The organism is Burkholderia sola (genome assembly GCF_905400185.1).
Classification (GTDB): Bacteria; Pseudomonadota; Gammaproteobacteria; order Burkholderiales; family Burkholderiaceae; genus Burkholderia; species Burkholderia sola.
On record NZ_FR989676.1, the window covers coordinates 1,146,526 to 1,163,474 of the forward strand.

16 protein-coding genes are annotated in these 16,949 nt (G+C 67.2%); 9 read left to right on the plus strand and 7 right to left on the minus strand.

The window, feature by feature from the left end; genetic code table 11:
• Nucleotides 1-86: 86 nt before the first annotated feature.
• Nucleotides 87-1,001, minus strand: a complete 915-nt coding sequence (kdgD, locus tag KR541_RS21740) for a 5-dehydro-4-deoxyglucarate dehydratase (protein ID WP_089489801.1) — start codon at nucleotides 999-1,001, stop codon at nucleotides 87-89.
• Between the two features lie 229 nt (nucleotides 1,002-1,230).
• Here kdgD and garD point away from each other — a divergent pair, with 229 nt between their 5' ends.
• The 4 genes from garD (at nucleotide 1,231) to KR541_RS21760 (ending at nucleotide 4,567) form a co-directional block, all read left to right on the plus strand.
• On the plus strand, nucleotides 1,231-2,784 hold the full coding sequence (garD, locus tag KR541_RS21745; protein ID WP_050017308.1) for a galactarate dehydratase: 1,554 nt from the start codon (nucleotides 1,231-1,233) through the stop codon (nucleotides 2,782-2,784).
• Nucleotides 2,785-3,009: 225 nt separating this feature from the next.
• Nucleotides 3,010-3,402: a nuclear transport factor 2 family protein gene (locus KR541_RS21750; protein ID WP_050017307.1), complete on the plus strand. Its 393-nt coding sequence runs from the start codon at nucleotides 3,010-3,012 to the stop codon at nucleotides 3,400-3,402.
• A 79-nt stretch (nucleotides 3,403-3,481) separates the two neighbouring features.
• Nucleotides 3,482-3,937: an RbsD/FucU family protein gene (locus KR541_RS21755; protein WP_050017306.1), complete on the plus strand. Its 456-nt coding sequence runs from the start codon at nucleotides 3,482-3,484 to the stop codon at nucleotides 3,935-3,937.
• A 192-nt stretch (nucleotides 3,938-4,129) separates the two neighbouring features.
• A complete protein-coding gene (locus tag KR541_RS21760; protein ID WP_050017305.1) occupies nucleotides 4,130-4,567 on the plus strand; it encodes a DoxX family protein in 438 nt (145 codons plus the stop codon).
• 113 nt (nucleotides 4,568-4,680) lie between these two features.
• Here KR541_RS21760 and KR541_RS21765 read toward each other — a convergent pair whose 3' ends face one another.
• The 3 genes from KR541_RS21765 to KR541_RS21775 form a co-directional block, all read right to left on the minus strand.
• On the minus strand, nucleotides 4,681-5,991 hold the full coding sequence (locus tag KR541_RS21765) for an MFS transporter (protein WP_050017304.1): 1,311 nt from the start codon (nucleotides 5,989-5,991) through the stop codon (nucleotides 4,681-4,683).
• A 321-nt stretch (nucleotides 5,992-6,312) separates the two neighbouring features.
• Nucleotides 6,313-7,449: a branched-chain amino acid ABC transporter substrate-binding protein gene (locus tag KR541_RS21770; protein WP_216089779.1), complete on the minus strand. Its 1,137-nt coding sequence runs from the start codon at nucleotides 7,447-7,449 to the stop codon at nucleotides 6,313-6,315.
• A gap of 2 nt (nucleotides 7,450-7,451) precedes the next feature.
• Nucleotides 7,452-7,772 (minus strand): hypothetical protein, encoded by a 321-nt coding sequence (locus KR541_RS21775; RefSeq protein ID WP_160300529.1) that lies wholly within the window; start codon nucleotides 7,770-7,772, stop codon nucleotides 7,452-7,454.
• A 300-nt stretch (nucleotides 7,773-8,072) separates the two neighbouring features.
• On the opposite strand from KR541_RS21775, the gene KR541_RS21780 reads away from it, so the two are divergent.
• On the plus strand, nucleotides 8,073-8,867 hold the full coding sequence (locus KR541_RS21780; protein WP_050017303.1) for an AraC family transcriptional regulator: 795 nt from the start codon (nucleotides 8,073-8,075) through the stop codon (nucleotides 8,865-8,867).
• An 86-nt stretch (nucleotides 8,868-8,953) separates the two neighbouring features.
• Here KR541_RS21780 and KR541_RS21785 read toward each other — a convergent pair whose 3' ends face one another.
• Both KR541_RS21785 and KR541_RS21790 read right to left on the minus strand, forming a co-directional pair.
• Entirely contained in the window at nucleotides 8,954-9,217 is a 264-nt protein-coding gene (locus KR541_RS21785; protein WP_050017302.1) for a hypothetical protein, read from the minus strand.
• Between the two features lie 280 nt (nucleotides 9,218-9,497).
• Entirely contained in the window at nucleotides 9,498-11,396 is a 1,899-nt protein-coding gene (locus KR541_RS21790) for a bifunctional sugar phosphate isomerase/epimerase/4-hydroxyphenylpyruvate dioxygenase family protein (RefSeq protein ID WP_050017301.1), read from the minus strand.
• Nucleotides 11,397-11,696: 300 nt separating this feature from the next.
• On the opposite strand from KR541_RS21790, the gene aroQ reads away from it, so the two are divergent.
• From aroQ to KR541_RS21805, 3 genes are read left to right on the plus strand one after another with little or no spacing between them, the layout of a single operon-like run.
• The gene (aroQ, locus tag KR541_RS21795) at nucleotides 11,697-12,152 is read left to right on the plus strand and encodes a type II 3-dehydroquinate dehydratase (protein WP_050017300.1); all 456 of its coding nucleotides are present in this window, start codon (nucleotides 11,697-11,699) and stop codon (nucleotides 12,150-12,152) included.
• Nucleotides 12,149-13,003 carry a shikimate dehydrogenase gene (locus tag KR541_RS21800; RefSeq protein WP_050017299.1) on the plus strand — a complete coding sequence of 285 codons (855 nt, stop codon included), beginning with the start codon at nucleotides 12,149-12,151 and terminating at the stop codon, nucleotides 13,001-13,003. Before aroQ ends, KR541_RS21800 begins: the two co-directional genes overlap by 4 nt.
• 37 nt (nucleotides 13,004-13,040) lie before the next feature.
• Nucleotides 13,041-14,384 carry an MFS transporter gene (locus KR541_RS21805; RefSeq protein WP_050017298.1) on the plus strand — a complete coding sequence of 448 codons (1,344 nt, stop codon included), beginning with the start codon at nucleotides 13,041-13,043 and terminating at the stop codon, nucleotides 14,382-14,384.
• A gap of 102 nt (nucleotides 14,385-14,486) precedes the next feature.
• On the opposite strand, the gene KR541_RS21810 is transcribed toward KR541_RS21805, so the two are convergent.
• Nucleotides 14,487-15,596 (minus strand): 2-aminoethylphosphonate--pyruvate transaminase, encoded by a 1,110-nt coding sequence (locus KR541_RS21810; RefSeq protein ID WP_050017297.1) that lies wholly within the window; start codon nucleotides 15,594-15,596, stop codon nucleotides 14,487-14,489.
• Nucleotides 15,597-15,856: 260 nt separating this feature from the next.
• Between KR541_RS21810 and phnS the strand changes: the two genes are divergently transcribed.
• Entirely contained in the window at nucleotides 15,857-16,948 is a 1,092-nt protein-coding gene (gene phnS / locus KR541_RS21815; protein WP_050017296.1) for a 2-aminoethylphosphonate ABC transporter substrate-binding protein, read from the plus strand.
• Nucleotide 16,949: the final 1 nt, after the last annotated feature.

Sequence of the window (16,949 nt, forward strand, 5' to 3'; positions counted from 1 at the left end):
GTGGCCATTGCGCGATACGGATAGGGAGGACTGCGGGAGCCGGCGCGCCGTGCCGATGAAGGCCCTGCGCCGCCGGCGAACCCGGCTTACTGCGGGCCCATCTTCTTGATCAGCACGTCGAGTTCGGCTGCTTCTTCGTCGGTCAGGTCGACGAGCGGCGCGCGCACCGGGCCCGCGTCGTGGCCGACGAGCTTCGCGCCCGCCTTCACGATGCTGACCGCGTAGCCGGCGCGGCGATTGCGGATCTTCAGGTACGGCAGGAAGAACTCGTCGATCAGGCGGCCGACCGTCGCGTGGTCGTCGTTCGCGATCGCTTCGTAGAATGCCATCGCCGTCTTCGGGATGAAGTTGAACACGGCCGACGAGTACACCGGCACGCCGAGCGCCTTGTACGCGGCCGCATAGACTTCAGCCGTCGGCAGGCCGCCGAGGTACGCGAAACGATCGCCGAGACGGCGGCGGATCGTGACCATGCTCTCGATTTCGCCGACGCCGTCCTTGAAGCCGATCAGGTTCGGGCAACGGTCGGCGAGGCGCTCGAGCATGTCCGCATTCAGCTTCGAATTCGCGCGGTTGTACACCACGACGCCGATCTTCAGCGCGCGGCACACCTGCTCGACGTGGTCGGCGATCCCTTCCTGGCTCGCTTCGGTCAGGTAGTGCGGCATCAGCAGCACGCCGCTCGCGCCGAGGCGCTCGGCTTCCTGCGCATATTCGATCGCGACGCGCGTCGCGCCGCCCGCGCCGGCCAGGATCGGCACCTTGCCCTTGCAGGTTTCCGTCGCGACGCGGATCACGTCCGAATACTCGCGCTGCGTGAGCGAGAAGAATTCGCCGGTGCCGCCGGCCGCGAACAATGCGCTCGCGCCATACGGCGCCAGCCATTCGAGGCGCTCGGCGTAGGTGGTCGGACGGAAGCTGCCGTCGGCGTCGAAATCCGTCAGCGGAAACGACAGCAGGCCGTGGGAGATGATTTGTTTGAGTTCTTGCGGTGAAGTCATGGTTGGGTCGTCCGTCTAGCGCGAGTGCTGGTTCGTCGGAAACGGCATACGAGCCGAATTGGCGATGTCGTTGTATGTCATCGTACAACGCATGAATGAGCGACGCAAGCGGTTTGCTGGCGGGTCGGGGGTAGGGTCTTTCCGGATAAGGGTTTACGCAGCATCATCAAGTGAGGTTGAATGTCGTATGATGACTAACGATATCGCAGATAGGCTTCCAGGAATTCCGATGACTGCTTCTCCTCTCTACATCCGCGTGCATCCGGACGACAACGTCGCGATCGTCGTCAACGACGGCGGTTTGTCCGAAGGCGCGACCTTCGCCGACGGGCTGACGCTGTGCGAAGGCGTGCCGCAGGGGCACAAGGTCGCGCTCGTCGACCTCGCGACCGGCGATCCGGTCATTCGCTACAACGTGGTGATCGGCTATGCGCTGACCGACCTGCGGCGCGGCAGCTGGGTCAACGAGCGCACGATGCGCATGCCCGAGCCGCCGGGGCTCGACGACCTGCCGCTCGCGACGCGTGCCGCGCCGCCGCTCGAGCCGCTCGAAGGCTATACGTTCGAGGGCTTTCGCAATGCGGACGGCTCGGTCGGCACGCGCAACATCCTCGCGATCACGACGACCGTGCAGTGCGTGTCGGGCGTCGTCGAGCACGCGGTGAAGCGGATCAAGGACGAGCTGCTGCCGCGCTACCCGAACGTCGACGACGTGGTCGGGCTCGAACATACGTACGGCTGCGGCGTCGCGATCGATGCGCCCGACGCCGACATCCCGATCCGCACGCTGCGCAACATCAGCCTGAACCCGAACTTCGGCGGCGAAGTGATGACAGTGAGCCTCGGCTGCGAGAAGCTGCAGCCCGAGCGCCTGCTGCCGCCGGGCGCGATTCCGGTGGCCGCCGACGGCGCGACCGACAACGGCGGCGTCGTGTGCCTGCAGGACGCCGCGCACGTCGGCTTCCATTCGATGATCGATTCGATCATGAAGATGGCCGAATCGCATCTCGAGCGGTTGAACCGTCGGCGCCGCGAAACTTGCCCGGCATCGGACCTCGTCGTCGGCGTGCAGTGCGGCGGCAGCGACGCGTTCTCGGGGCTCACCGCGAACCCGGCCGTCGGCTTCGCGGCCGACCTGCTCGTGCGCGCGGGCGCGACGATCATGTTCTCGGAAGTGACCGAAGTGCGCGACGGCGTCGCGCAGCTCACGTCGCGTGCGGCGAACGAAGCGGTGGCCCGCGAGATCATCCGCGAGATGGACTGGTACGACCGCTATCTGGAGCGTGGCCGCGTCGACCGCAGCGCGAACACGACGCCGGGCAACAAGAAGGGCGGCCTGTCGAACATCGTCGAGAAGGCGATGGGGTCGATCGTGAAGTCGGGCAGCGCGCCGATCGCCGGCGTCGTGCGCCCCGGCGATCGCGCGCGGCAGAAGGGGCTGCTGTACGCGGCGACGCCCGCGAGCGATTTCATCTGCGGCACGCTGCAGCTCGCGGCGGGGATGAACCTGCATATTTTCACGACCGGCCGCGGCACGCCGTACGGGCTCGCGCAGGTGCCGGTGATCAAGGTCGCGACGCGCAGCGATCTCGCGCGCCGCTGGCACGACCTGATGGATCTCGACGCGGGGCAGATCGCGACCGGCGCGGCAACGATCGAGGACATGGGCTGGGAACTGTTCCGGCTGATGCTCGACGTCGCCAGCGGCAAGCGCCGCACGTGGGCCGAGCAATGGAAGCTCGCGAATGCGCTGACGCTGTTCAATCCGGCGCCGGTGACCTGACGCCTGACGCGCGCGGTGGTGGCGGCAAGACGATGCGGGCGCCTTCGGGCGCCCGTTTTCTTTGCGGCGGCGTATTCCCGATTCGGCGGCGCAGGCGTGCCGCGCATGGTCGGCGCGATTTCCTTACCTCGCGCGTAATCGACCGCTTGCGCGGCCCCGGCGACGATAGCGGCACGCGGACCCGAAACGTCCGCGACATCGTCTACCGACACAAGGAGCCTCGCCATGAACACCGCTCAATCCGCTTCGTCCGTTCACGCCGACCTGATCGACCGCTACTTCGACGCGTGGAACGAATCCGACGCCGCGCGCCGCCGCGAACTGATCGACGCGACGTACGCAAGCGACGCGGCCTATCGCGATTCGCTGATGGCCGGCGACGGCCACGCGGGCATCGACACGATGATCGCCGCCGTGCAGCAACGCTTCCCCGCGTACCGCTTTCGCCGCACGACCGACGTGGACGCGTTCGGCCAGCATCTGCGGTTCTCGTGGGCGCTCGTGTCGCCCGACGGCGCGGCGATCGTGAAGGGCTCGGACTTCGGCATCGTCGACGCGTCGGGCCGCCTCGCGTCGGTCACGGGTTTCATCGACGAAATGCCGGCCGGGGCGTCGTGACGTGAACGATGCATGCACCACGGCCGCCGGGATCGGGTAACGTTATGCGATTCGTTCCCCACCCCGGAGACCCACCGACATGCTGAAGAATCTCGACCCGCTGCTGCACGCCGACATCCTGCACACGCTGCGCGCGATGGGCCACGGTGACGAAATCGCGATCTGTGACGCGAACTTCCCGGCGGAATCCGTCGCCGAGCACACGGTGGTCGGCCGCGCGCTGCGCGTCGACGGCGCCGATTCGGCGCGCGTCGTGCGCGCGGTGCTGTCGGTGCTGCCGCTCGACACGTTCGTCGACACGCCCGCGTGGCGGATGGAAGTCGTCGGCGACGCGGCCGCGGTGCCGCCCGTGCAGCGCGAAGTCCAGGCCGAAATCGACCGCGCGGAAGGGCGCTCGGTGCCGCTGACCGGCGTCGAGCGTTTCGCGTTCTACGAGCGCGCGCAGCAGACGTATGCGGTGATCGTCACCGGCGAAACGCGCGGCTACGGCTGCTTCATCTTCAAGAAAGGCGTGCTGTTGAGCGACGCGGGCTAAACGCGTTTTTCAGCGCGCCGGGCCGCCGGCGCGGCCGCCGCAGTGTAAAGATTTGCTACAACCTTTTTCTTGGACACCGCGGAAAGACCCTCTATGCTGGCCCATTTGCCGCGCGCCCTCCCGGGCCGCGCGGCGCCGAACCGCCCGGGCGCGCCCGGCGCGGGCGGCCGAATTGCATACGAGGAGAGAGGCATGACGCGTACCGTCGATTCCGGCGTCATTTTTTTCGCACGCCTGGCGCTGGCGGCGTTGTTCTTGTGGGGCGGCATCATGAAGCTGCTCGGCTACAGCGATTTCGTCGCGTATCTGCACGGGATGAACGTGCCCTATCAACAGGTCGTTGCGCCGATCGTCGTCGCGATCGAGGGGCTCGGCGGCCTGCTGCTGATCGTCGGCTACAAGGTCCGGCCGCTCGCGTTGCTGATGGCGGTCTACACGATCGCGACCGCGATGGTCGGGCACAATTTCTGGGACGCGACGAACGCCGCCGTCCAGCACGACATGGTGATTCACTTCTGGAAGAACGTCGCGATCGCCGGCGGGTTCCTGCTGCTGTTCGTCACCGGCGCCGGCGGCGCGAGCATCGACGCGCTGCGCCGGCCGAATTCGTCGTACGGCGTGCTGCGTTGAACTGAGCACACTTGGGTAGTCGTCGCGACGCCGACGCAACACAAAAGGGCCGAATCCCGCACGCCGCGGGATTCGGCCCTTCGTTCATCCGGCCGGCGCGTGCGCGCCGACGTTCAGCGTGCGTCCTTCACGTCCTTCGCATCCTTCGAGAACTGCACGGCGATCGCGCCGAGCACGCAGATCGCCGCGACGTATACGACCGGCGCGAGCGGATTCGACTTCATCATCAGCGACACGATCACCGGTGTGAGCCCGCCGAAGATCGCATACGCGACGTTGTACGAGAACGAGATGCCCGAGAAGCGCACGACGGCCGGGAAGCTCCTGACCATCACGAACGGCACCGCGCCGATCGTGCCGACCATGAAGCCCGCGATCCCGTAGTAGAGCGGCAGCGTCGACGCATCGGCCGCGACCTGCACGAACAGCAGGTAGTAGCACGCGGCCAGCCCGATGCCGCCGATGCCCAGCACGCGCTTCGCACCGATCCGGCCCGCGAGCGAACCGGCGGTGATGCAGCCGGCCGTCAGGCACAGCGTCGCGATGCTGTTCGCGAACAGCGTGGTCGCGGGCGCCAGGTGGAACTGCTTCTGCAGCAGCGCGGGCGTCATCAGGATCACGACGACGATCGCGGCCGACAGCATCCACGTGAGCAGCATCGACACGATCACCGCGCGGCCGTGGTCGCGCAGCACCGCCTTCAGCGGAATCTCGGCCGCGAGCGCCTTTTTCGCCTTCATTTCGGCGAACACCGGCGTTTCATGCAGCCAGCGGCGCAGGTACACGGAGAACAGCCCGAACACGCCGCCGAGCAGGAACGGGATGCGCCATGCGAACGCGCCGACTTCGGCCGCGGAGTAACGGCTGTTGATGCCGGCCGCGACGAGCGAGCCGAGCAGGATGCCGGCCGTGAGGCCCGCGGTCAGCGTGCCGCACGCATAGCCGATGTGGCGCGACGGCACGTGCTCGGACACGAACACCCACGCGCCCGGCACTTCGCCGCCGACCGCCGCGCCTTGCAGCACGCGGAACAGCAGCAGCAACACCGGCGCGAGGATGCCGATCGTGTCGTAGGTCGGCAGCAGGCCCATCAGCAGCGTCGGCACCGACATCATCAGCACGCTCAGCGTGAACATCCGCTTGCGGCCGAACAGGTCGCCGAAGTGCGCCATGATCACGCCGCCGAGCGGGCGCGCGAGATAGCCGGCCGCGAAGATGCCGAACGTCTGCAGCTGGCGCAGCCAGTCCGGAATGTCGTGCGGGAAGAAGAGCTGCCCTATCGCCGGCGCGAAGAACACGAAGATGATGAAGTCGTAGAACTCGAGGGCGCCGCCGAGTGCGGCGAGGCCAAGGGTCTTGTAGTCGCTGCGCGTGAGCGCGCGTTCGGCGGCGCGAGGCACGCCGCTCAATTCGGAAGCTTGCATGGTCAGGACGATCGTTTTTCGAATGGTGTTGTCGGTGCTGCGTCTCCAGGGCCCGCTTTTCGGCATGGACTGACAAGGCGCGGCTTGCGTCGTCGAAGCGCGCCGCGTGCCGGGTGAGGCACGCAACACGCGCCGCCGCACCGGGATGGGGCACGGCGGAGACGAAGCGTCAAAGCGGGTGGGGGGATTCTACAGGAGCGCGAAATGCCCGCGCGCGGGCGCGCGCCGTGAGCGGCTTCGGACCATGCAGCCGAAGCGCGCGGCGCGGGCGGCCGGTGAGCCGCGGGCGCGCCGCGCGGGGCAGGGGCCGCGTATCGGTTATCAGTTGCCGGCGATCGAGTCGACCGGCTTGAACGCGCCGCGCTCGACCTTGTAGATCGTCACCGGCGCATCCTTCAGGTCGCCCTTCGCGTCGTACGCGATGCTGGGCGCCGACACGCCCTTGATCGACACCTTGCCGAGATACGGCGTGTACACCTTCGGATCGGTCGAGTTCGCGTCCTTCATCGCGCTGAGCAGCGCGATCGTGCCGTCGTACGAATACGGCGAGTACGTGATCACGTCTTCGTTGAAGCGCGCCTTGTAGCGTGCGGCGTAGCCGGAGAAGCCCGGCATCTTTTCCTTCGGCAGCCCGCCCATGTAGACGATCGCGCCTTCGGCCGCGTCGCCGCCGACCTTCAGGAACGTCGGCGAGCGCGACATCTCGCCCGTCACGAACGCCGACTTCATCCCGAGTTGGCGCATCTTGCGGATCATCGGCGACGATTGCGCGTCGCCGCCGCCGTAGAAGACCGCGTCCGGATTCACGCCCTTCAGGTTGGTCAGGATCGCGGAGAAATCGAGCGCCTTGTCGTTCGTGAAGTCGCGCTTGACGATCGTGCCGCCGGCCGCTTCGACGGCCTTCGCGAATTCGTCGGCGATGCCCTGGCCGTAGGCCGTGCGGTCGTCGATGATCGCGATGCGCTTGAAGCGCAGCGTCTTCACCGCGTACGTGCCGACGATGCGGCCCGCCTGCGCGTCGCTCGTCAGCAACCGGTAGGTCGTCTTGTAGCCGCGCGCCGTGTATTGCGGCGACGTCGCCATCGAGATCTGCGGCAGCCCCGCGCGATCGTACAGGTCGGACGCGGGAATGCTGGTGCCCGAGTTGAAGTGGCCGATGATCCCGCGCACGTTGTCGTCGATCAGCCGCTGCGCGACGGTCGTGCCGGTGCGCGGGTCGGCCTGGTCGTCCTGCGCGTCGAGCTGGAACGTGACGGGCTTGCCGCCGATCGTCGGATGCGTCGCGTTGAAATCGGCGATCGCGAGCTGCACGCCCTTCTGCATGTCCGTGCCGTAATTCGACTGCGGGCCGGTCAGCGGTGCGGCGAAACCGATCTTGACGACGTCGGCGGCGACGGCGTGCGCGCCCGACAGTGCGCAGGCGGCGGCCAGCGCGACGTGCGATACCTTCAGCTTCACTTTCACTTCCCCTTGATGGCGTGGTTGGGGGCGCCGCGCGCATGCGGGCGGCGCCGGTAAACCGGGCGAGACGGTTCGGTCGGCAGGCCGATGCGCAGGCCATGCGTGCTCGCCGCGTGCCACGCGCGTTGTGCCGGAATCGTCGTACGCGACAGCGGATGCGGTGACCCGTGCGTGCCGATTGCGGCAGCACCGGGAGGTCGTCTCGTGACCGTGAAGCGAAGTCTAGTTAGCGAAAATGCGTGCGTCTTGCGCATTCGATGCGCGGCCGGCGACGATATCGGCATATCGTCGATTACCCTGATATATGCCGAAATCGTCATGACGAGTGCGCAAACCCGCCAAGACGCGGGTCGTCGGCATTTTTACGATGACGGGATTGGGGTGCGTGGTGCCGGCGTGTCGGTGCGCTGCGCCGGCTACGGAGAGGGCGGAACGGTCGCTAGCCCGCACACCATATGCGCATTAGTTGCGTGCACAACCAGCGGCGCCCACCGATGGAGCCGATCGGCGGCGTGCGATGCCGCCGGCCACAGTCTTGTCCGCCCCGCATTCGATGCGACGCGATCGAAGGGGCGCTCCTATAATCGACGCCATCTGCCACTCGCTTCGCGGTTGCCGGGATGACGACCTTGCTTGCCGTACCGCCCATGAGCCTGTCCGATACGTTGTGCTACCAGCCCGACAACGCCGATTTCGGCGCGATGCTCGCGCATTTTCGCCTGCTTGAACCGGTGTTCGATGCGCTGCCGGACGTCGCGTTTTTCGTGAAGGATGCGAGCGGCCGCTATGCGATCGTCAATCGCACGCTGGCGATGCGCTGCGGCTACAAGGACAAGCGCGACCTGCTCGGCAAGACGGCCGACGAGGTGTTTCCGCGCCGCTTCGGCCGCAGCTATTTCGAGCAGGACATGGCGACGATCAACGCCGGCCAGCAGTTGATGGATCAGCTCGAGCTGCACCTGTATCCGGGCCGCCAGCCGGGCTGGTGCCTGACCTGCAAGGAGCCGCTGCGCGACGCCGCGGGCCGGGTGGTCGGCCTCGCCGGCATCTCGCGCGACCTGAAGGCGCACGAGGGATCGCACCCGGCGTACAGCCGGCTCGCCGACGTGGTCCAGCACATCCAGGATCATTACGTGCAGCCGCTGAACCTGAAGCAGCTCGCGCAGATGGCCGGGATGTCGGTCGCGCAGCTCGAACGCTACTTCCACAAGGTGTTCCACCTGACGCCGCGCCAGGTGCTGCTGAAGACGAGGCTCGACGCGGCCACCGCGCTGCTCGTCACGCACGACAAGGTGACCGACGTCGCCGCGCTATGCGGCTATACGGATCACAGCGCGTTCACGCGCCAGTTCAAGGCGACGGTCGGCGTGACGCCGACGGAATACCGGTTGATGCTGCAGGAGCGGGCAGGGTGACGCGACTCGCCGGGGCGGCCGGCGCGTCACAGGGATCGGGGTAAGGCGGGGTAAGGCGGGGAAACGGGAAAGGGTGAAGCGCTGGCTCAGCGGTAGCCGAGCCCTTTCAGGACGGCCGTGCCGTCTTCGGTCAGCCGGAAGCTCGGGCTCGTATCGGGGTCGAGCTTGACCATTTCGACGAGGCCGGCTTCCTGCAGCGCGGGCAATTCGGGTTTGGCGTTCGCGCCGATCGGTGCATGCAGCAGCACGAGCAACGTCGCGATTTCATGATGACTGAGCAGGCGGCGCAGCATCGTCTTCTTTGCAGGGGGCGCGGCCGGGCGGCCCGCGGGTGCTTCTACGGCGCTCATCGCTTTCCTCCTTTTCGAGATAACCATCGGGTACTGGTTGCGGATGGTGCCGTCGAAGACTTAAGCGATTCTTAAAACCGGGGCGAGCGGCGCAATGCTGCACCGCGGTACGGGTTACGGGATGTAACGGCGGCCGGCGCGCGGGTTCCGGCATGGCCGCGGCCGACCGCGCAGGCCGGTACCTGGCTGCCCGATGTGCGACGATGGCGCGCGGCGAGATCGCGCGGTCCAATCGATCGCCGAATCGCGAGCGCGCTCCGGCCCCGAACTTCTCTCATCCTTATTTCCGCCGCTGCGCCTGCGCCTGCGCCGCAAGCCGCACGGCCGCGTTCGCCGCGCCGTAGCCGTCATACCCGCCGCGCCGCTCGACGATCTCGAGCGAGAAGCGGTTGTCGACCAGTTCCGTATACGCATGCAGGAATTCGCCGCCATCCTCGTCGCGGTCGTAGAGCAGGTGATGCGCGCTCAGCGTGTCGATCAGTTCGTCCGGTAGCGCATAGCGCGCGGCGAGATCGTCGTAGTAGTTGGCCGGAATGCGCAGGAACGGGACGCCGTCGGCCGCGAACGCGGCGACCGTCTTCACGATGTCGTCCGTGCGGAACGCGACGTGGTTCAGCCCGGTGCCGTGGTAGCGGTCGAGCGATTCGGCGACGGCCGTATGACGGTCGACCGACGCGTTCAGCGCGATCCGCACCGAGCCGTCGGCGCTGCGTACCGCGCGGCTGCGCATCAGCCCGTACGGGTCGGGCACGAGCCAGCTGCGCTCGGCGTCGAAGCCGAACGCAGTCTTGAAGAACAGGATCCACGTGTCGAGCGCGTCGGCCGGCAGCGCGAGGCACACATGGTCGATACCCGTCAGCGGGCCGACTTCGGTGGGGCCGTCGATGTCGGTCAGCACGAAGTCCGATTCATACAGCGTCGGCGCATCCGGCGCTTCGTCGACGAAATATTCGAGGCTGCCGTCCGGCGCCTTCACGCTCGGCAGCACGCGCTCGTTCGGCCCGACCCGGCCGGAAAACGGCGCGTAGCCGAAGCCGGCCGCGCGTTCGAACGCCACTTTCGCGTCGTCGACGCGGAACGCCGACGCGCACAGCGACAGCCCGTGCTGCTGGAAGAACGCATCGGCGAACGAGTCGCGCTCGGCGTTCAGCACGATCGATGCAGCGCCGTGCTGGAACAGCGTCACGTCCTTCGAGCGATGCCGGCCGGCGAGCCGGAAGCGCATCCGGCCGAGCCATTGGCCGACGGTCGCCGCCGCCTGCGCGTCGACCGCGAATTCGATGAACTGGAACCCGACGTGCGCGGGCGGCGCGGGCGGTGCGAACAGCGGCTGGCTGGCGGCCGGCGCGCGGCCCTCCTGGGCGAGCCGCGCACGCGTCAGGTCTTCCAGATAGAGCAGCGAGCGATGGCCGTCGGCGGCCGTGAGCGCGGTCGGCGCCGCGCGGAAGCCATCGTTGAAGATCTCCAGCGATAGCGGCCCCGTATAGCCCGACTCGATCACGCGTGCGGTGAAGCGCGCCAGGTCGAAGTCGCCCTGGCCGGGGAACGAGCGGTAGTGGCGACTCCATTCGATCACGTCCATCACGAGCTTCGGCGCGTCGGCGATCTGCACGAAGGCGATCCGGTCGCCGGGGATGTCGGCGATCCCGTCCGGCGAATCGTCGAGCGACAGCGTGTGGAAGCTGTCGAGCGCGAGGCCGAGGTGCGGGCTGTTCACCGCGTTCACGAGCTTCCACGCGTGGCCGTACCGCTTCACGACGCGGCCCCACGCGAGCGCTTCGTACGCGGCCACCACGCCGGCCTGCCGCGCGGCTTCGGCGAGCACGCCGAGCTGGTCGACGAGCAACCCGTCGTCGGCGATCGTATCGGCCGCCACGCTGCTGCAGACGAGGATGCGATCGGTGCCGAGCGCATGCATCACGTCGAACTTGCGCTTGATCCGGTCGAGATTGCGCGCGAGCTGGGCCGCGCTCACGCCCTCGAAGTCGCGAAACGGCTGGAACAGCACGATGTCGAGGCCGAGATCGGCGGCCATGCGCCGGACGTCGGCCGGCGATCCGTCGAAGTAGACGAGGTCGTTTTCGAAGATTTCGACGCCGTCGAAGCCCGCGGCCTGGACGGCGGCGAGCTTCTCGGCGAGCGTGCCGGACAGTGACACGGTGGCGATCGAGCGCTGCATGGGGCGATTCCTGCGGATGAGCGGGGCATGACGCCGGTCTAACCGACCGTGTCTAACCGACCGTGTCTAACCGACCGTGCCGAACCGACCCTGAATGAACCAGTCGTTGAGTTCGGCGCGGGCGCCATATCCCGAATTTACTGGGCTAGTCATCCGTATTGTACAAACTAACTAGATGGTACAAATTAGCGAAAACCCGGAAAGACAGCCCGCTTGCACGGGCGCACACTAGCGCCAAATTCCGATGTCTTCGGGGCGGCGCCGATCGTGGTCCGCCCCTGTTTCAGGAGCAGAAACACGATGAGCAAGCACAAGGTACTGGTGCTGAACGGCCCGAACCTGAATCTGTTGGGCACGCGCGAGCCCCATATCTACGGCGCGGAAACGCTCGCCGATCTCGAGCAGCGCTGCCGCACGGCGGGGGAAGGGCTCGGGCTGGAAATCGACTTTCGCCAGTCGAATGCCGAGCACCAGCTGATCGACTGGCTGCACGCCGCGCGTCACGACACGCACGGCATCGTGATCAACCCGGCCGCGTATACGCATACGTCGGTGGCGCTGGCCGACGCGCTTTCCGCGATCGCGAAGCCGGTGATCGAAGTGCATATCTCGAACGTCCATCGCCGCGAGGCGTTCCGTCACCATTCGTATGTGTCGGCGCTCGCCGAAGCCGTGATCTGCGGCTGCGGTACCGAAGGCTACGTGTTCGCGCTGCAGCGCCTGGCGACGGTGTTCGCGAAGGGAGCCGCACGATGAGCCGCCCGTCGTTCCTGATCGGCCTGATCGGCCAGGGCATCGGCGGTTCGCTGTCGCCCGCGATGCACGAGGAAGAGGGGTTCCGCCAGGGCTTCGGCTACGTGTACCGGCGCCTCGATCTCGACGTGCTCGGCGTGACCGCCGACGCGCTGCCGCAACTGCTCGATGCCGCGCAGCGGATGGGCTACAACGGGCTGAACATCACGCACCCGTGCAAGCAGCGCGTGATCGAGCACCTCGACGCGCTGTCGGACGACGCGCGTGCGCTCGGCGCGGTGAATACCGTGCTGTTCAAGGACGGCAAGCGGATCGGCCACAACACCGACTGGTCGGGCTTCGCGAAATCGTTTAGCCGTGGGCTGCCCGGCGCGTCGCTCGAACGCGTCGTCCAGCTCGGCGCGGGCGGCGCGGGCGCGGCCGTCGCGCACGCGGCGCTGCAGATGGGCGCGGCCGAACTGACGATTTTCGACGTCGACGGCACGCGCGCCACCGCGCTGGCGGGCGAATTGCAGCAGCGCTTCCCCGCCGCCCGCGTCACGCCGGGCAGCGATCTCGCCGCCGCGATGCGCGCGGCGACCGGCCTGATCCACTGCACGCCGACCGGCATGGCCAAGCATCCGGGCCTGCCGCTGCCGGCCGAGCTGCTGCATGCGGGCATGTGGGTGGCCGACATCGTGTATTTCCCGCTCGAAACCGAACTGATCCACGCCGCGCGAGCGGCCGGCTGCGCGACGCTGCCGGGCGGCGGGATGGCCGTGTACCAGGCCGTCGACGCGTTCGAGCTCTTCACCGGGCGCACGCCCGACGCCGAGCGGATGTTCGATCACTTTCAGTCGCTCGTCGCGCGCTGACCCCCTTACAGACACAGAAAGAGACCAGGAGACGACCATGCAGCACACTACCCACACGAGCGCCGCGCCGGCGCAGGCGGCCGGCACGGTCCGGCGCACGTCGGCGCGCTACAAGATCCTCGCGCTGCTCGCGATCGGCACGATGATCAATTATCTCGACCGCACCGTGCTGGGCGTGGCTGCGCCGCAGCTTACCAAGGAGCTCGGCATCAACGCGGCCGTGATGGGCATCATGTTCTCCGCGTTTTCGTGGACGTACGTGGCGATGCAGGTGCCCGGCGGCCTGTTCCTCGACCGCTTCGGCAGCAAGGTCACCTATTACTGGTCGATGACGCTGTGGTCGCTGTGCACGTTCCTGCAAGGTTTCGTGCCGGGCGTCGCGACGTTGCTCGCGTGCCGGCTGGGCCTCGGCGTGACGGAAGCGCCATGCTTCCCGACCAACAGCCGCGTCGTCGCGACGTGGTTCCCGCAGAACGAACGCGCGATGGCGACCGGCACCTATACCGTCGGCGAATACATCGGCCTCGCGTTCTTCAGCCCCGTGCTGTTCGCGCTGATGGGCGCGTTCGGCTGGCGCTCGCTGTTCTGGGTCGTGGGCGCGGTCGGCATCGCGTTCGGCCTCGTCTGGTGGAAGTTCTATCACGAGCCGCGCAACCATCCGGGCGCGAACTCGGAGGAACTCGCGTACATCGAAGCGGGCGGCGGCCTCGTGCACGGCGTGCGCAAGACCGACGCCAAGAGCGGCAAGGCCGAGCAGCCGAAGTTCAGCTGGTCGATGGTCGGCCAACTGGTGAAGAAGCGCCAGCTCGCGGGCATCTGCCTCGGCCAGTTCGCCGGCAACTCGACGCTCGTGTTCTTCCTGACCTGGTTCCCGACCTATCTGGCAACCGAGCGCCACATGGGCTGGCTGAAGATCGGCTTCTTCGCGGTGATGCCGTTCATCGCCGCGTCGGTCGGCGTGATGTTCGGCGGGATCTTCTCCGACTGGCTGCTGCGCCGCGGCAAGTCTGCGAACCTCGCACGCAAGCTGCCGATCATCGCGGGCCTGCTGCTCGCGTCGACGATCATTCTCGCGAACTACGTGCAGAGCAACGAAGCGGTGATCGCGATCATGTCGGTCGCATTCTTCGCGCAGGGCATGGCCGCGCTCGGCTGGACGCTCGTGTCGGATATCGCACCGGACGGCCTGCTCGGCGTGACGGGCGGCATCTTCAACTTCGCGGCGAACCTCGCGGGCATCATCACGCCGCTCGTCGTCGGCTTCATCGTCGCATCGACCGGCTCGTTCGTCGGCGCGCTCGTGTTCATCGGCGTGATCGCGCTGGTTGGTGCGCTGTCGTACATCTTCGTCGTCGGCGACATCAAGCGGATCGAGCTGTAAGCACCCGTTCCCCGCACACACGGTGCGTTCGCCCGGCGGCCAATCGGCCGCCGGGCTTTTTTGTTTGCGGGCGCCGGCGGGCGGGCCGGCATGTACGTCACTTCATGCGTGCTGCATCGCGATGGCGAGCGATTCGACCGCAGCGGCGATCGCCGCGACCGCACGCCGGATATCGCCCGCATCGATCGCGCCGATGCAGCCGACGCGGAACGTCTCGAGCCGCGTGAGCTTGCCCGGATACAGGATGAAGCCCGCATCCCTCACCGCGTCGTAGAAGCGGCGGAAATCGTAGGCCGGATGGTCGGGCGCGTGAAACGTGACGATCACCGGCGCCTGCACGCTCGCGTCGAGGAACGGCACGAAGCCGAGCGCGCGCATCGATTCGACGAGCGTCCGGCAGTTCTCCGCATAGCGCGCACCGCGCGCCGGCTGGCCGCCTTCGGCGAGGTACTGGTCGAGCGCGGCACGTAGCGCGGCAATCACGTGCGTCGGCGGCGTGAAGCGCCATTGCCCCGTCTTGCGCAGATACGCGTACTGATCGTGGAGATCGAGCGCGAGCGACCGCGCGTTGCCTTCGCTCGCGTCGAGCGCGTCGCGCCGCACGATCGCGAATCCCATCCCCGGCACGCCTTCCAGGCATTTGCCGCTGGCCGAGATCAGCGCGTCGATGTCGCTGCCCGCCAGCGCGATCGGCAGCGCGCCGAACGAACTCATCGCATCGACGATCAGCCGCTTGCCGTGCCGCCGGCATGCGGCCGCGATCGCATCGAGCGGATTCAGGATCCCGGCGCTCGTTTCCAGGTGCACGAGCGCGACGTGCGTGATGCGCGGCTCGCGCGCGAACGCGGCCTCGACGGCCGCCGTGTCGACGGCCGCGTCCTCGCCGAACGGCAACGCGATCGCTTCGATGCCGAGCCGGCCGAGGATCTTCAGGATGCGCGCGCAATACGCGCCGTTGTCGGGCACCAGCACGACGCCGTCGCGCGGCACCAGCGTGCCGAGCGCGGCTTCGACCGAGAACGTGCCGCTGCCCTGCATCGGCACGCACACGTACGCGTCGCCGCCCTGCGCGATGGCGACGAGATCCGCGCAGACGCTGGCCGTCAGTTGATTGAAAGCGGCGTCCCACGACCCCCAGTCATGTTGCATTGCGTGGCGTGTTGTGGCGGACGTGGTGAGCGGGCCGGGCGTAAGCAGAATCGGGTCGGGCATGGCTTTTGTCTCCAGCAAAGGGCGAACGGAACGCCGGGCGGCATTTCTCGATGACTTGCATGATAGTGGCAAAATGTGTCATTTTTTGGAAATTGTGGCATTCGTCACGGCTTTGTCATCGAACGCTGTGATCCTTCGGTTGCCGCGCGACACCCAGCCCGAGCGCGGTAGCGCGGCGGCCGTTCAGCGGCCTGCCCGAAGACAACAGGAGAGCCGGATCGTGCCCCGGCCGTTTGGTGTTCCGCCTACGGAGAAGTGAGATGACACTGCAGAAACCCTCGCGCGCCGCCGCCGGCGCATTCCGCAAGCTCGCGCTGGCCGCCTGCGCCGCCGGTCTGCTGCAAGGCGCCGCGATGCCGGCGCAGGCGGCGAATGCGGTCGTGCTGTACACGGCGGACGGTCTCGAGAACCTCTATCGCGATGTGCTGCCGGCTTTCGAGAAGAAGGAAGGCGTGAAGGTCAACATCGTGACGGCGGGCAGCGGCGAGGTGGTGAACCGCGCGAACATCGAGAAGAATTCTCCGAAGGCCGACGTGATCGTCACGCTGCCGCCGTTCATCCAGCAAGCCGGCCAGATGGGCCTGCTGCAGCCGTACCAGAGCGTGAACTACAAGAACGTGCCGGCCATCGCGAAGGCCGAGGACGGCACGTGGGCGACCTTCGTCAACAACTACTTCTCGTTCGCGATCAATCCGGACGTCGTGAAGAACCAGCCGAAGACGTTCGCCGACCTGCTCGCGCCGGCCTACGCCGGCAAGGTCGCGTACTCGAACCCGGCCACGGCCGGTGACGGGATGGCCGTGCTGATCCTGACGACGTCGCTGATGGGCGAGGACAAGGCATTCGACTACCTCGCGAAGCTGTCGCAGAGCGTGAAGTTCCACACGAAGGGCACGGGCTACCTGAACGTGCTGCTGTCGCGCAACGAGATCAGCGTCGCGAACGGCGATCTGCAGATGGATCTCGACGACGCCGAACACGGCGCGCTGTCCGTCAAGCCGATCTTCCTGGCCGCGAAGGACGGCGACCGGCCGACCACGTTCCAGCTGCCGTACGGCATCGGCCTGATCAAGAGCGGCCCGAACCAGGACGCCGGCAGGAAGCTGATCGACTACCTGATGTCGACGGACGTGCAGTCGAAGGTACCGGACATGTACGGCATCCCGGGCCGCACCGACGTGCCGCTGGCCGGCAAGAACGGCGAAGCGGTCAAGAAGGCGATCGCGGGCGTGAATCTGATCCCGGTCGACTGGACTCACGTGATGGCGAAGAAGCCGGAATGGATCGAGCGCTGGAAGAAGGACGTGATCGGCAGCTCGGGCAAGCAGCTCGACGTCGTCAAGCCGAAGTGAC

Excerpts from the sequence above, each read along its gene's own strand:
- KR541_RS21810 (WP_050017297.1), bottom strand. The coding sequence starts at position 15,596 with ATGCCCGACCCGATTCTGCTTACGCCCGGCCCGCTCACCACGTCCGCC.
- KR541_RS21765 (WP_050017304.1), bottom strand. The coding sequence starts at position 5,991 with ATGCAAGCTTCCGAATTGAGCGGCGTGCCTCGCGCCGCCGAACGCGCG.
- KR541_RS21805 (WP_050017298.1), top strand. The coding sequence starts at position 13,041 with ATGCAGCACACTACCCACACGAGCGCCGCGCCGGCGCAGGCGGCCGGC.
- KR541_RS21785 (WP_050017302.1), bottom strand. The coding sequence starts at position 9,217 with ATGAGCGCCGTAGAAGCACCCGCGGGCCGCCCGGCCGCGCCCCCTGCA.
- kdgD (WP_089489801.1), bottom strand. The coding sequence starts at position 1,001 with ATGACTTCACCGCAAGAACTCAAACAAATCATCTCCCACGGCCTGCTG.
- KR541_RS21800 (WP_050017299.1), top strand. The coding sequence starts at position 12,149 with ATGAGCCGCCCGTCGTTCCTGATCGGCCTGATCGGCCAGGGCATCGGC.
- KR541_RS21755 (WP_050017306.1), top strand. The coding sequence starts at position 3,482 with ATGCTGAAGAATCTCGACCCGCTGCTGCACGCCGACATCCTGCACACG.
- KR541_RS21760 (WP_050017305.1), top strand. The coding sequence starts at position 4,130 with ATGACGCGTACCGTCGATTCCGGCGTCATTTTTTTCGCACGCCTGGCG.
- KR541_RS21780 (WP_050017303.1), top strand. The coding sequence starts at position 8,073 with ATGACGACCTTGCTTGCCGTACCGCCCATGAGCCTGTCCGATACGTTG.
- garD (WP_050017308.1), top strand. The coding sequence starts at position 1,231 with ATGACTGCTTCTCCTCTCTACATCCGCGTGCATCCGGACGACAACGTC.
- phnS (WP_050017296.1), top strand. The coding sequence starts at position 15,857 with ATGACACTGCAGAAACCCTCGCGCGCCGCCGCCGGCGCATTCCGCAAG.
- KR541_RS21790 (WP_050017301.1), bottom strand. The coding sequence starts at position 11,396 with ATGCAGCGCTCGATCGCCACCGTGTCACTGTCCGGCACGCTCGCCGAG.
- aroQ (WP_050017300.1), top strand. The coding sequence starts at position 11,697 with ATGAGCAAGCACAAGGTACTGGTGCTGAACGGCCCGAACCTGAATCTG.
- KR541_RS21750 (WP_050017307.1), top strand. The coding sequence starts at position 3,010 with ATGAACACCGCTCAATCCGCTTCGTCCGTTCACGCCGACCTGATCGAC.
- KR541_RS21775 (WP_160300529.1), bottom strand. The coding sequence starts at position 7,772 with ATGACGATTTCGGCATATATCAGGGTAATCGACGATATGCCGATATCG.